Raw genomic sequence first — 13,516 nt, forward strand, 5'->3', positions numbered from 1 at the left:
TTCCGGCCCGTCACGCCTTTCCGAAACCGAACCAGCGGCGGCGCGCGGCGGGCAGGTCTTCGCGGGCGAGGCCGACACCGGCAAGGAAAGCCTCGAGCGCGTCCATATGGTCCGAAGAGACGATGGCGCCGATATAGCCGTCCGGCCGCACCAGCACCCAATCGCCTGGCGCGACGCCGTAAGCCGCGCGGAACTGGTCCCGGTCGTCGGCGATGTCGCCGCGCGGGCCGACCGCGTGGATGCGCAGGCCGCGACGCGGGCTGATGGCGGAGAGGCGCTCCACGCCGTAGCCGAGCAGCGTCCAGTGCGGGCCGCGGAACAGTTCGAACAGGCGCACGGGCAATCCCGCGGCGCCGCGCATCTGCGCGTCGGGCGCCCGGTCGCCGGCAAGCACGCCGCCTTGGCGCGCCGGCTTCTCCAGCACAAGGGACGATTGCGGATAGCCGATGTCGAGCTGGTGGACTTCGCGGCCGCGCCGCATCGAGCCCTGCTTGGCCGCTTCGAGCAATCCGGTCGCCAGGCCGAGCATCTGCGCCGCGACGGGCCGGCGCTCTTCCTCATAGCTGTCCAGCAGCGCGTCCGGCGCGCCGCGCAGCACCGCGCCGAGCTTCCAGCCGAGATTGTAGGCGTCCTGCACGCTGGTGTTCAGCCCCTGCCCGCCCGTCGGCGGATGGATATGCGCGGCGTCGCCCGCCAGGAAGACGCGACCGGCGCGGTAGCGGGCGGCCAGGCGTGCATTCATCGCGAAGGCCGAAGCCCACGACACCGCGCGGACGACGAGATCGCTGCGTCCGGTGCGCCGGGCGAGCAGCGCGGTCAGGCCCTGCGCGGTGAGATCGATATCGCCTTCGAGCGGAATGGGTCCCTGGAGCTGGAACATGTCCGTTCCCGCAAGCGGACACAGGGAGATCTGGTCCTGCGAGCCCTCGCCCCAGCGATGCCAGGCGTCCCGGCCGAGGCCATCGATATGAATGTCCGCCACGATGGCGCGGACGCCGAGCGTCTGGCCGGGAAAGTCGATGCCCAGGGCATGGCGGACGAAACTGCGCCCGCCGTCGGCGCCGACGAGATAACGCGTGCGGACCGTCCGTTTTCCTTTTCCGCCGGACAGCGTGGCCGTAACGGCATCGCCGTCCGGCTTGAAGGCGACGAGTTCGGTTCCGAATTCCACGCGATGGCCCAGCTCCGCCAGGCGCTCGCGCAGCACGGCCTCGGTCAGGAATTGCGGCACCATCAGCGGAATCTGATAAGGCTCGGCCGGCGTGGGCTCGCCGAGCTCGACCACCACCGAATCCTCGAAACTGCCGTCGGGACGATAGGCGCGCTGCGGCGGATAGAAGCCGCCCGCGGCGACGATGCGGTCGACGATGCCGAGATCCTCGAACACCTCCTGGCTGCGCGGCTGGATGCCCTTGCCGCGCGAGCCCGCGAAGGGCGCGGCCGACTTCTCGATCAGGCGGAACGCGATGCCGCGACGCGCCAGATCGACGGCCAGCGTGAGGCCGGCGGCGCCGGCGCCGCAGATCAGGACTTCGGTCGAAACGTCCTTGGCCATGGCGACCTCCGATTGTGTGTATTATGCACATAATGCGGCGGCGGCGGCGCGGGGTCAAGGAGTATGTGCAAAATGCACGGAATAGGATAAGGGTCCAGCGCAGCCCCGGGCGGACACCGCCATGCCGAAAGACCGCAAGGCGTCGCAGATCCGCGATCTGCACGCCGCCATGATCGACCTCGTCGCCCTGATGAACGAGCCGCAGCGCGACGAATTCCTGCTGAAGGAGGCCGGCCTTTCGCTCGACCGCGCGCTCTTTCCGCTGCTCTCGGCCATCGAGCGGTTCGGGCCGATCGGCGTGGTCGACCTGGCCGATCGGGCGGGGCGCGATCACACCACGGTCAGCCGTCAGGTCGCCAAGCTGGTCGCGCTGGGCCTGGTCGAGCGGCGCGCCGCCAAGGACGACGCCCGCGTGCACGCGGCCGTGCTCACCCGGCACGGCCGGAAGATGACGGATGCACTGGCCGCCGCGCGCCAGCGCGTCGCCGCGCCGGTGCTGGCGCGCTGGAGCGCGCGGGACTTCGACAGCCTCGTGCGGCTGATGCGCCGCTTCGTCGACGACCTGGCGGGCTTGGGAAACAAGGACGCTGCGCCGGACTAGCCGGCAGTCCGCTGCCCGGCGAACCAGCGCGCGGTCGCGGGCACGCCGACCGCGTAGGGCGTCACGTCCGACCAGAAGCGCGTCTTGAACTTCGTCGCATCGACCGCATAGGGGCGGTCCCAGGTGAAGCCGACATCCGCGACCTCGCGCAGGAATTTGGAGAAAAGGCCCAGCACCGGCCACAGGCGTTGCGGAATCGCCCGCAGCCGCAGCTTCACCCCGAGCGTATCGGCGCCGAGCTGCAGGATCGCGCGCGGCGTGGTGGTCGGTGCGCAGGGCATGTTCCAGACCTGTCCGTAGGCATCGTCCGGCGCGTCCAGCAGCGTGACGATGGCGCGCGCGATGTCGGGCACATAGGCGAAGTCGTGCGGCGTGTCCGGTGGCGCCAGCAGGAAGGCCGGCCGGCCCTGGGCGAGCGCGCCCAGGCCGTTCGCGCCGACATGCGACACCGGCACGCCGGGGCCATAGAAATCCGTGGCGCGCAGGGCGGCGAGGCGGACGCGCCCCGACACCGACGCCGCCGCCCAGATCCGCGTCACCTCGGAGAGGATCGCGGGCTTGGCGCCCTGCGCCGTCAGCGGCATGTCCTCGCGGCGCGGCGCGGTCTGCGGCCCCAACTGATAGAGATTGTCGAGGAAGACGACGCGCGCGCCGGTCGCGGCGCAGGCGTCGACGACGTTGGTCATCGTCTTCGGCCAGACCTTGCGCCACAGCTTCGAGTCGTAGGCGAAGCCGACGCAGAGCACGACCCGGTCGGCGCCCTCGACCGCGCGGCGGACCGAGCCCGCATCGAGCACGTCGCAGGCGCGGAACGTCGCGTCCGGCGGAAGATCGGCGGGCCGCTTGCGCTGCGCGATGCAGACGGCGTCGCCGCGTGCCAGAAGCGCCTCGGTCACGGCGCGGCCCACGGCGCCGAAGCCCAGTACGATTGTCGAATGCGTCATTGGCGTTCTCCTTTGCCCGGCAAGCTAGGAGCGCATTTGGCATATCACAAATGCATGTTTATGATCGTCACCATGCGTGAAGTGAATATTGCAGGGCTCGATCTCAACCTGGTGCCGGCGCTCGACGCGCTCTTGCGCCACCGCAACGTCACGCGCGCCGCGGCGGAGGCGGGCTTGAGCCAGCCGGCGATGAGCCGCGCCCTGTCGCGCCTGCGCGACCTGCACGGCGATCCCTTGCTGGTGCGCACGCGCAGCGGCTATGTGCTGACGCCGCGGGCGAAGGAGATCCAGCCGGTCCTGGCCGAGGCCATCGCGCATCTGCGCGGCGTGTATCGCAAGAAGACCTTCGATCCGGGCGTCGAACGGCGGACGGTGAGGCTGGCCGCCGCGGATTCGCATACGATCCTGATCCTGCCCGGGGTGATGGCGCGGCTCGCGGCCGAGGCGCCCGGCGTCGACCTGCGGGTCGAGCCCTATCGGCCCGGCGTCTACGACCGGCTCGACACCGGCGCGCTGGATTTCGCCTTCGCCCTGTCCTCCACGCCGCTGCCGCCCGGCATCTCCAGCGAGACGATCGCGGAGGACAAGGTGGTGCTGGTGATGCGGCGGGGCCATCCCGCCGCGAAGCGCAGATGGTCGATTCGCGACTATGCGAAGTACAAGCATGTCGGCGTCGCGCTGGTCGGCGACGGCCAGTCGGAGATCGACGCGCTGCTGGCGGCGGCGGGCGTCTCGCGGCACATCGCGCTGGTGACGCCGCATTTCATCGGCGCGCTGGCGGCGGTGGCGGCGACGGACATGGTGACGACCCTTTCGGCCGCGCTGGCGCGGCGCTTCGCCGCCAGCCTCGGCCTGGTGCTGCGCGACGCACCGCTGGGCGAGACGCGGATCGAGACGACGCTGGTCTGCTCGCATATCCGCGGCGCGGATTCGTTCTACGCCTGGTTCCGCGCCCTGGTGCGCGACGTCGCGTCGGCGGCCATGAAACGCTAAGCCGTCGCGGCTTTGGGGGGTGGGGCGAGGTTCTCGCGCTGGGCCTTGGCGAACATCTCCTTCGCGGCGGGCCGCGCGTTGATGCGGGCGAGCCAGTCCATCAGATGCGGCGTCGCCTTCGGGTTCACGATGTCGGCGAAGCCGCGCTCCATGCCGTTGGCGATGGCGAAGTTGCAGATGTCGGCCAGCGTGTAGTCGGGGCCGGCCAGCCAGGGGCTCTCGCTCAGGCGTTCCTCCAGCCGCGCGATGGAGACGCGGATCTTGCGCATCTCCTCCTCCAGCACCTCCTTGGGGAAGCCGGCGCGGGCGTTGCGCCATTTGGTCTGCTGCTCGGGGATCGGGATGCGCCGGACCTTCGCCTCGAACTCCTCGTCGGAGAGGGCGCGCGCCATGCCGCTGACCATCCGCTCCCAGCCGATGGTCGAGACGCACCAGCAGAAATATTCGTCGACCCATTTGGTCCAGATGCGCATCTGCGCGACGACGTAGGGGTCCTTCGGGCGCAGCGGCTTGTCGTTCGGGAAGACGTCTTCGAGATATTCGCAGATCACCGTCGACTCGGTGACGATCTTGCCGTCGTGGTCGAGCGCGGGCACCTGGCCGCGCGGATTGATCTTTTTGTACCAGTCCTCGTGATGCTCGAACGCCGCCGGATTGAGGAAGCGCGGCGTGAACGGCAGGCCCTTCTCGTAGAGCGCCAGCATGGGCTTCAGGGAATTGGCGCCGGGGCCGAAGCTGTAAAGCGTGAGCATGGGTGGTCTCCTGTATGGTCTTGCGGCGGGATCAGAAATCCTCGGCCGGGACCTTGGTCTGGGTGTCGTAGATCGGGTTGTACATCAGCGAGCCGAACTGCTTGACCAGCGCGGCGCGGGCGACGTTGGGTGTCTCGTCCGGTATGGCGCGCAGGAGCGCCTCGTTGCGCGCGACGATGCCGCCCTTGAATTCCGGATGGCTCATGATGAAGAGATCGTTCCGCAGGATGCCGCGCAGCACGCGCTTGCCGACTTCCTCCGTCGTCATGAACAGGCTGGTGTCGTAGCCGGGACCGGGGCGGGGATCGCGCTGGCCGGGGATGTTCGTCGCGACGGCTTCGTTCTGCAGATGGGCCGGCCGCACTTCATGCGTCGTCATGCCGAGGCTGGTCTGCACCGGACCCGGAAAGAACACCGAGGCGCCGATCTTCGTGCCCTTCAGGTCGGTGGCGAGCGATTCCATCATGCCGGCCACCGCGAACTTGGACGTGCAGTAGAGCCCCGCCCCGCCGACCGCGGAGAAACCGCCGGTAGAGGAGGTCGTAACAACATGGCCTTCCTCGCCATGCGCCAGCATGCGCGGCAGGAAGGTGACGAGGCCGTTGGCCACGCCGCCGATATTGACCGAGAGGTTGAAGTCCCAATCCTTGTAGGTCGCCGCCTGCATCGGGCCGAGCACGCCGACGCCGGCATTGAGCGTCAGCACATGGACCTTGCCGAAATGCCGCTCGGCTTCGTCGGCGGCCGCGACCCAGCGGGCGCGGTCGGTGACGTCGAGCAGGACCGGCTGCACCGCGAGGTTGGTGTTGTCGAATGTCTTCATCGCCTCGGCGAGGGCGGCCTCGCGCACGTCGGCGATCACGACTTTCATCCCGGCCTTTGCGAACACCGTCGCCATGCCGAGGCCCATGCCGCTCGCGCCGCCGGTGATGAAGGCGGTCTTGCCGCTGACGTCTTTCATGACTTGCCCTGCTCCTTGTTGAACACCCGCGCGCGGTCGGCGGCCCAGGCCTGCAGCGCCGCGACGCGCTTTTTCGCGCCTTCGGGATCGGCCTCCATCGGCAGCACCGAGTCGAGGATGGCGTCGAAATGCTTCTTCAGGCCCTCCTTCGCCTCCGGATAGGGAATGATGTAGAGCCGGTTCGCCTCGATGGCGCGCTTGACGTGGCCGGCGAGCTCGACCGGCTCCATGCCGTGGATGTAGATCGAGTGCAGCGAGGCGATCGATTCCTCGTCCTCGACATAGCCGGACTTGGCGTATTTGGCCGGTCGGATGCGCACAGCCTCGGCGATGTTCGACTTGATGTTGGCCGGGCACAGCACCGAGACGCCGATGCCGTATTTCTCCAGCGACATGCGGTAGCCTTCCATCAGGTTGATCACCGCCGCCTTGGCCGCGGAATAGGGCGCCGCCAGCGCGCTGCCCTGCAATCCGCCGAGGGACGAGACGGTCACGATATGCGCCGGCTTGCCGGCCTTGATCATGCGCGGCACGAAGGTGACCATGCCGTTGATCACGCCGCCGAGATTGACGCCGATCAGCCAGTCGAAATCGTCATAGGTCGAATTCTCGACCGGCCCGAAGCTGTTCACGCCGGCGGTGTTGAAGAGCAGCGTCGGCGGGCCGCCGAACACCTTCTCGACTTCGTCGGCGGCCTTCGCATAGGCGGCGCGGTCGGTGATGTCGAGCACGATGCCGTGCGCCGCGACGCCGTCCGCCTTGAGATCGGCCAGCGCCTTCTCGACCGCCGGCGCGCGCACATCGGCGATCACGATCCTCGCGCCGGCGCGGCCGAACACCGTCGCCTGGCCGAAGCCGGCGCCCGAGGCGCCGCCGGTGATGAAGGCGATCTGATCCTTGAAGTCCTTCACTTCCGTCTCCCCGAATGTTCTCGGGCGCGATCCTGCAAGATCGCGTCGGGGGCCGCCATCGCCGGGGCGAACCAGTTATGTCCGATAGGCGAACTCGCGGTCAGGTGCGCCGCAACAAGCCGCGCAGCAGCGCGCCGAGCGCCGGCGGCCGCTCCGTCGTGAGCACGTGCGTGGCAAAGACCCGGCCGGTCCACAGCACCATCAGCACGGTGGTCGCGAGGGCCAGCGCCACCGCGCCCCAGAGCTGCCAGGCCGGCGGGTGCGAGGCGATGCGCAGCATCATGAAGAACGGCGTGTAGATCGGTATCCAGGTCAGCGCCGTCGCGAAGGCGCCGTTGGGATCGTGCATGACGCCCGCGATCATCACATTGGGCAGCATCAGGATCAGCATGGCGGGCCCGAGCAGGGACTGCGCGTCGGCCAGGCTCGACGCCATGGAGCCGATGGCAAGGAACAGCGAGCCGTAGATCAGAAGCCCGCAGAGGAAGAAGACCAGCAGGAAGGGCAGCGTGTCGATTCCGGCGATCGCCTTCAGCGAGGCGAGGACCGTCGTCACCGTGCCGTGGCTCGCCAGCGCCATCAGCGCGAACAGGACCAGGGCCCATATCAGGAGCGTCGTCAGCGCGACCGCGATGACGCCGATCAGCTTGCCGGAGGTGATCTCGCGCGGCGTGGCGCAGGACAGCAGCACCTCGATCATGCGGGTCGATTTCTCCTCGACCACGCCCTGCAGCAGGACCGAGGAATTCATCACCGAGACGACGAACAGGATGATGGCGAGCGCGATAGGGACAGACGAGGCGACGATGGAATCCACCGGCGCCGCGCGCTCCGGATTTCGCGACTGCAAATCGACCGAAACATCGAGGATCGCGGGATCGTTCAATTGCGGCGCCAGGCGGTGGATTGCCTCGATCTGCAATTGCGCGGTCAAGGCGCCGGTCAGGAAGGCGCGGAAGCGGCCGTTCTGGCCGTCGTCCCGCGTCCAAATCTGGGCGTGGTCATCCCGGCCGAAATCCGCCGGCACCAGGAGGACGGTGTCGACCCGCGCGCCCCGGTCCCTCGCCTCGTCGCCGAACAGCGCGCGCACCGCATGCGCGAAATGCGTATCGCTTGCCGTGCGCAGATAGTCCGGTGCCGGCGTGTAGACCCAGGCCGGCCCGTGCGCCTTGTTCCAGCGCGCCAGCGCCGCGACGACGGCATCGCGATAGGTGCCGCCCGTGCGGTCGACGACCGTGAAGGTGTGCGGCGCGGGGCCGGAGGCGCCCCCGCCCGTCAGTTGCGGCACGAAGATCACCACCATGATCCACAGCGGGAACATCAGGATCGAGATGAGGAAGCCGCGCCGCGTGACGTATTTGACGAATTCCTGGCGGGCGATGAGGAAGGTGTGCCTCATGCCGCCTCGCTCTGCGGATGCGGACCGACGAGGCTGACGAAGACCTCGTGCAGGCCGGGCGGCGCGACGTCGAAATGGGTCAGCGGCACGGCGCGCGCGAAACAGGCGGCGAGCAGGGCGCGGCCGTCATCGCCCTCCTTGAGGTCGAGCGTCCACCAGGGCTGGCCCGGCGACGGCGGCGTCGCGCGTTCGACGCCGGGCACCGCGCTCAGAAAGCTGAGATCGGCATCGGCGCCGATGCGGGCGCGGCGGGGCAGGAGGCCGCGCGCCTCGTCCAGCGTGCCCTCGAAGACCTTGCGGCCCTTGGCGAGCACGATCAGCCGGTCGCACAGCCGCTCGGCATGCTGCATCGTATGCGTCGAGAACAGGATCGTCTTGCCCTCGCCCGCGAGGCGGCGGATGAAGGCTTCGAGCTCGCTCTGGTTGACGGGATCGAGGCCGCTGAACGGCTCGTCCAGGATGACGAATTCGGGATCGTGCGCGATCGCGGCCAGGACCTGGACCTTCTGCGCCATGCCCTTGGACAGGCCCTCGATCCGCACCTGGGCGAAATCGCCCAGGCCGAAATCGGCGAGCAGCGCGCGGGCGCGGGCGAGCGCGGCGGCGCCGGTCATGCCCTTCAGCGTCGCGATATAGGCGATGGCGGCGTCGGCGCGCATGCGCCGGTAGAGGCCGCGCTCTTCGGGGAGATAGCCGATGCGCTCGCGCACCAGCGCGACGTCCTGGCCGAGCACCCGGACGGTTCCCTCGTCCGCCGGGAAGATGCCCAGCATCATCCGCAGCGTCGTCGTCTTGCCCGCGCCGTTGGGGCCGAGGAAGCCCAGGATCGAGCCCTTGGCGAGGCTGAACGACAGATCGCGCACGGCGGTGAAGTCGCCGAAGCGCTTGGTGACGTGGGAAAGCTCGACGATGGGCGCGGTCATGCCCCCGGACATTAGGCGATCCTCCCGCTGCAAGGGAGGGGGAAACCTGCAGCGGGAGGGAAAGGCGTCTAGCGCAGACCGCCGGACGCCTGCAACCGTTCGCCGGTGAGCCAGCCGGATTCGTCGGAGGCGAGGAACACCGCGACGGCCGCGATGTCGCGCGCCTGGCCGACGCGGCCGAGCGGGGTCCTGGCCACGGCCGCCTTCTCGAAATCGCTGCCCGCGAACCCGGCGGTGTTGAAGCCTTCGGTGTCGACCGGGCCCGGCGCGATGGCGTTGACGCGGATGCCGCGCGGGCCGAGCTCGGCGGCGAGGCTCAGCGTGACGTTGTCGACCGCGGCCTTGGTCGCCGAATAGATCGTGCTGCCGGGCGGCGGATTGACCGATACGACGGAGCTCAGATTGATGATGCTGCCGCCCTTGTTGCCGAAATTCTTGGCGGCTTCCTGGCTCGCGAGCACCGTGCCCAGGACGTTGACGTTGAACTGGCGGTGGAACTCGTCTTCCGTGAGGTCCTCGAGCGGCATGAATCTGAAGATGCCGGCATTGTTGACCAGGATGTCCGGCGCGCCGAACGCCTGGCGCGTCTCGCGGAAGAGACGCTTCACATCCGATGCGACGGCGACGTCGCCCTGCACCACGATCGCCTTGCCGCCCTTCGCCACGATATCGGCGGCGACCTTGTCGGCCCCAACGCGGTCGCCGGCATAGTTGACGACGACGGACGCGCCTTCGGCGGCCAGCGCCCGGGCGATGCCGGCGCCGATGCCCTTGGAGGCGCCGGTCACGACGGCGGTTTTACCTTGCAATCTGCTCATGGGGGTCACCCTCTGGTTTCGCTTCGACAGTTAGATAATTGTCGAACTGTCGAAATCAAGAGCGCGCCCGGCGCGGGGCGGCCCGTCAGATTCCGCCGAGCTGGCCCAGATAGGCGGAAAGAACGCCGCGGTTGAGCGAGAGATTCATGAACTTGCCGTCGCGCGCGGTGTCCACCAGGCCGGCGGTCTCCAGTTCCTTGATGTGGTGCGACAGCGTGGCGGCGCTGATCTTGTGGCGCGCCCGCAGCTCGGCGCAGGTGTAAGGCGTCTTGGACGCGCCGATCTCCTTGAGGATCTGGTAACGGCGCGGTTCGGCGAGCGCGCGGGCGATGCGCGCGACGTCCTTGTCGGTGAGCTTGATGTCCTTGGCCATGACACGAAGGTAATGGGACGGCGCCCGGACTTAAAGAGGCGTCACCCGGTAGGCGCAGCGGCCGGCCCCGGCGAGGATGTGGGAAAGGCGCTCGATCCTGACGCCCTTGCCGAGCACCCGGTGGAACAGCGCCAGCTCCTCGCGGCAAAGGCCCGTGCAGAGCCGGGCGGCGGCGCAGACCGGGCAATGGTTCTCCACGAACAGCCACTCGCCGGTTTCCGTCTCGCGGCGGACCTCGGCCATATAGCCTTCGGCGCTGCGCAGCTTCGCCAGCGCGTCGAGCTTGGCCTTCAGAGTTGTCGCCCTGTCGGTCCTGGCGCGATAGGCCTTTTCCAGGTCGGCGTTGCGCAGCTTGAGCAGGCGGTCCAGCCCCTCCTCCCCGAATGCCTTGCGCACCTGCACGATCAGGTCGGCGGCGAGGCCGGCATGGCTGTCCGCGAAATGGCTGTCGGCGGCAGCGGTGGCGCGCCACAGCTTCACCGGACGGCCGCGCGGGCGGGCCTGTTCGTCGAACGCGGCCTTGCCCGCCCCAGCCAGGGCATAGAGATGCTGGCGCACCGCCATCGCGGTGATGTCCAGCCGATCGGCCAGCGAGTCCGCCGAAATCGGGCCTTCGCGCTTCAGCAGATCGAGCACGGCGGCGCGGCCGGTCGCGGGCAGGGTTGCGGAATCGCGCGGGGCGGGCATGCGTTATTTTCTAAAGTCAGGACTTGCGTAAATCAAGGTCCTGGATATCCTAAAGTCGTGGCTTTGGAAAAGAGGGCGGCCATGTTCATCGCGACGGGATTGGACGAGGCCGCGCTGGCGGCGGCGGGCCGCAAGGTGTTCCGCCGGGACGGCAAGCAGGTCCTGCTGATCGCGAGCGGCGGACGCGTCTTCGCCATCGCCAATCGCTGCCCGCATGAGGGCTATCCCCTGAGCGAGGGCAGCCTCGGCGCCGACTGCGCGCTGACCTGCAACTGGCACAATTGGAAATTCGACCTGAAGACCGGCGCGGCGCTGGCCGGGCGCGATCCGGTGCGTACCTATGATGTCGAAATCCGCGGCGGCGAGATCTTCGTCGACCTCGCCGATCCGCCGGCGGACGCGCAGAGGGACCGCGCGCTGAAGGGCCTCGCCGACGCGGTCGGCGACAACGACCGCCCACGCATGGCGCGCGAGGTGGCGCGGCTGGAGCGCGCGGGTTTCGACGCGCGGCTGGCGCTGACCCATGCCATCGCGGCGCGCAATGCGCATCTGGAATACGGCACGACGCACGCCCATGCCGCGGCGGCGGACTGGTTGAAACTCGCCGCGCGGGCGAAGAACGAGGACGCGCGGTTGGCCGCCACGCTCGAACCCATCGCGCATCTGGCCTGGGATACGCCGGGGGCGGACCGCTTTCCCTATGCGGAAGACGCGCGCGACTGGAACGCGGCGGCGTTCGTCGCGGCGATCGAGGCGGAGAACGAAGCCGAAGCGGTGGCGCTGATGCGCGGGGCGCTCTGGCTTGGCGTGGCGAAGCGCGACATCGGTGCGGCGCTGGGCCGCGCGGCGCTGGCGCATTACGCCGATTTCGGGCACAGCGCGATCTATGTGCGCAAGACGGCGGAGCTGATCGACCTACTGGGACCCGATAGCGAGGCTGCAATCCTGCTGGCGCTGGTGCGTTCGCTGGTGACGGCGACGCGCGAGGAACGGCTGCCGGAATTCCGCGGTTACGCCAAGGCGCTGGCGGAATGGGACGGCAGGGGCGATGCGCCGGCGCGCGCCGAGGATTTCCTCGGCCTTTCGGTCGAGGGCGCGCTGCGCCGGACGCTGGCTTCGTCGGGTCGGCCGGTGCGGGAAATCTACGACGCGCTGCTGGGCGCCGCCGCCTGGAACCTGCTGCATTTCGACCTCGCGCATGACCGCGCGACGGACAACGCCATCGCCGACAATGTGAGCTGGCTCGACTTCACGCATGCGCTCACCTTCGCCAATGCCGCGCGGTCCATCTGCGACGGCGCGCCGTCGCTGTGGCCCAAGGCGCTGCTGCAGCTCGCGCTCTTCGTCGGGCGCAACAAGGCCTATGTGACGGCGCAGCAGGAGGTCGATGGCTGGCGCGTCGGCGACACGCAGCGCTTTATCGCCGACGAGATGGCGGGCCTCTACGATCACGGCATCGTCGAGCCGATCATCGCCTGTCACCGGGTAAAGATGCTGTTCGCGTTCGAGGACGAACTGGCCGCGGCGCCGGGTGCGCCCTGGGCCGACGCGATGGCGGCGGCGATGAACCGCTGGCTGCATACGCCGCAGAAGCGGCATCACGGCCTGCGCTTCGCCGCCCAGGCCCGCGACTTCGTCGCGAAGGAGGGATGAGATGCGCAAAGGGGCGGCCATCGTTGCGGGCGTCGTCGTGCTGGCCGTGCTGGCCGCATGGCTGATCTATCTTCCCTCCGTCGTCGTGCATGCGGTGCGCATCCCGGCGGACACGACGCCGGCGGCGTTCGACATCGGCTTTTCCGATGTGAGCTTTCCCACGCGGGGCGGCGGGCCGACGCTGCGCGGCTGGTGGATGGAGGCGCGCGATCCGAAGGGCGTCGTCATTTTCGTGCATGGCGGCAACGGCAATCGCCGCGATATCTATGCCGGCGGGCTGGAGATGCAGGCCTTCCTCGTCGGCCAGGGCTATTCGGTGCTCGCCTTCGACCAGCGCAACCATGGCCGCTCCGACGCGACGGCAGACGGGCAGATCACGCTCGGCATCGAGGAATCGCGCGACGCGCTGGGCGCCGTCGACTACGTCGCGAAGCGGGCGCCGGGCCGGAAGATCACCCTGCTCGCCGATTCCATGGGCGGCGCCACCGCGATCTATGCCGCGACGAAGGACCGGCGCATCGCCGGCCTCATGCTGATCGATCCGGCGCTCGACGCGGACAGCGTGGAGCTCGGCGCGCTCTACGCCAATATCGGCCTGCCGCAGATCCTGCTGCCGCCGATCGCCTGGAGCGCCAAGACGTTCTTCGCCCATCCGACCGAGGCGCGCGATGCGCTGAAAGAGGGCGAGCGGCTCGCCGTTCCGATCCTGCTGATCCAGGACGACCGCGATCCGGTCTGCCGGCCGGAATTCTCGCGTGCCCTCGCGGCGGCGAACCGGCACGTCACGCTGTGGATCTCGCGCGATCCCGACGCGCCGGCGGGGCGCTGGGGCTATCACACCGGCGCCTGGAAGCTGCATCGCGCCGAGGTCGCGCAGCAGATGCTGCGCTTCCTGGCCGGCGGAGGCTGAGAGGAATGGATTCTGCGCCGCGGCGAGGATCGAGAC

General features: G+C 68.9%; 14 protein-coding genes. 4 read left to right on the forward strand and 10 right to left on the reverse strand.

The features are described 5' to 3' along the window. Window positions 1–10: 10 nt before the first annotated feature. The gene (locus WDN01_15195; GenBank protein MEJ0027369.1) at window positions 11–1,555 is read right to left on the reverse strand and encodes an FAD-dependent oxidoreductase; all 1,545 of its coding nucleotides are present in this window, start codon (window positions 1,553–1,555) and stop codon (window positions 11–13) included. A gap of 121 nt (window positions 1,556–1,676) precedes the next feature. Here WDN01_15195 and WDN01_15200 point away from each other — a divergent pair, with 121 nt between their 5' ends. Then, window positions 1,677–2,156, forward strand: a complete 480-nt coding sequence (locus tag WDN01_15200) for a MarR family winged helix-turn-helix transcriptional regulator (protein ID MEJ0027370.1) — start codon at window positions 1,677–1,679, stop codon at window positions 2,154–2,156. Here WDN01_15200 and WDN01_15205 read toward each other — a convergent pair. After that, on the reverse strand, window positions 2,153–3,100 hold the full coding sequence (locus WDN01_15205) for an NAD-dependent epimerase/dehydratase family protein (GenBank protein ID MEJ0027371.1): 948 nt from the start codon (window positions 3,098–3,100) through the stop codon (window positions 2,153–2,155). The two genes, WDN01_15200 and WDN01_15205, sit on opposite strands and share 4 nt — an antisense overlap. A 72-nt stretch (window positions 3,101–3,172) precedes the next feature. Between WDN01_15205 and WDN01_15210 the strand changes: the two genes are divergently transcribed. Beyond that, the gene (locus tag WDN01_15210) at window positions 3,173–4,093 is read left to right on the forward strand and encodes a LysR family transcriptional regulator (protein MEJ0027372.1); all 921 of its coding nucleotides are present in this window, start codon (window positions 3,173–3,175) and stop codon (window positions 4,091–4,093) included. Here WDN01_15210 and WDN01_15215 read toward each other — a convergent pair. The 8 genes from WDN01_15215 to WDN01_15250 all read right to left on the reverse strand — a co-directional run bounded on the left by WDN01_15215 (window position 4,090) and on the right by WDN01_15250 (window position 10,917). Next, entirely contained in the window at window positions 4,090–4,845 is a 756-nt protein-coding gene (locus tag WDN01_15215) for a glutathione S-transferase family protein (protein ID MEJ0027373.1), read from the reverse strand. The two genes, WDN01_15210 and WDN01_15215, sit on opposite strands and share 4 nt — an antisense overlap. 31 nt (window positions 4,846–4,876) lie before the next feature. Continuing rightward, window positions 4,877–5,806, reverse strand: coding sequence for an SDR family NAD(P)-dependent oxidoreductase (locus WDN01_15220; protein ID MEJ0027374.1), 930 nt, complete (start codon window positions 5,804–5,806; stop codon window positions 4,877–4,879). Next, complete coding sequence (locus WDN01_15225; GenBank protein MEJ0027375.1) at window positions 5,803–6,717, reverse strand: SDR family NAD(P)-dependent oxidoreductase; 915 nt, start codon at window positions 6,715–6,717, stop codon at window positions 5,803–5,805. The genes WDN01_15220 and WDN01_15225 overlap by 4 nt, the downstream gene beginning before the upstream one ends. A gap of 100 nt (window positions 6,718–6,817) precedes the next feature. Continuing rightward, on the reverse strand, window positions 6,818–8,116 hold the full coding sequence (locus tag WDN01_15230; GenBank protein MEJ0027376.1) for an ABC transporter permease: 1,299 nt from the start codon (window positions 8,114–8,116) through the stop codon (window positions 6,818–6,820). Beyond that, window positions 8,113–9,051, reverse strand: a complete 939-nt coding sequence (locus tag WDN01_15235) for an ATP-binding cassette domain-containing protein (GenBank protein ID MEJ0027377.1) — start codon at window positions 9,049–9,051, stop codon at window positions 8,113–8,115. The genes WDN01_15230 and WDN01_15235 overlap by 4 nt, the downstream gene beginning before the upstream one ends. A gap of 56 nt (window positions 9,052–9,107) precedes the next feature. Beyond that, window positions 9,108–9,857 (reverse strand): glucose 1-dehydrogenase, encoded by a 750-nt coding sequence (locus WDN01_15240; protein MEJ0027378.1) that lies wholly within the window; start codon window positions 9,855–9,857, stop codon window positions 9,108–9,110. Between the two features lie 85 nt (window positions 9,858–9,942). After that, window positions 9,943–10,230, reverse strand: coding sequence for a helix-turn-helix domain-containing protein (locus WDN01_15245; GenBank protein MEJ0027379.1), 288 nt, complete (start codon window positions 10,228–10,230; stop codon window positions 9,943–9,945). A gap of 30 nt (window positions 10,231–10,260) precedes the next feature. After that, entirely contained in the window at window positions 10,261–10,917 is a 657-nt protein-coding gene (locus WDN01_15250) for a metalloregulator ArsR/SmtB family transcription factor (GenBank protein ID MEJ0027380.1), read from the reverse strand. A gap of 81 nt (window positions 10,918–10,998) precedes the next feature. Between WDN01_15250 and WDN01_15255 the strand changes: the two genes are divergently transcribed. Next, the gene (locus tag WDN01_15255) at window positions 10,999–12,570 is read left to right on the forward strand and encodes a Rieske (2Fe-2S) protein (GenBank protein MEJ0027381.1); all 1,572 of its coding nucleotides are present in this window, start codon (window positions 10,999–11,001) and stop codon (window positions 12,568–12,570) included. A gap of 1 nt (window position 12,571) precedes the next feature. Beyond that, window positions 12,572–13,480, forward strand: coding sequence for an alpha/beta hydrolase (locus WDN01_15260; protein MEJ0027382.1), 909 nt, complete (start codon window positions 12,572–12,574; stop codon window positions 13,478–13,480). The last annotated feature ends 36 nt before the right edge of the window (window positions 13,481–13,516 follow it).

The organism is Rhizomicrobium sp., from assembly GCA_037200985.1.
Classification (GTDB): Bacteria; Pseudomonadota; Alphaproteobacteria; order Micropepsales; family Micropepsaceae; genus Rhizomicrobium.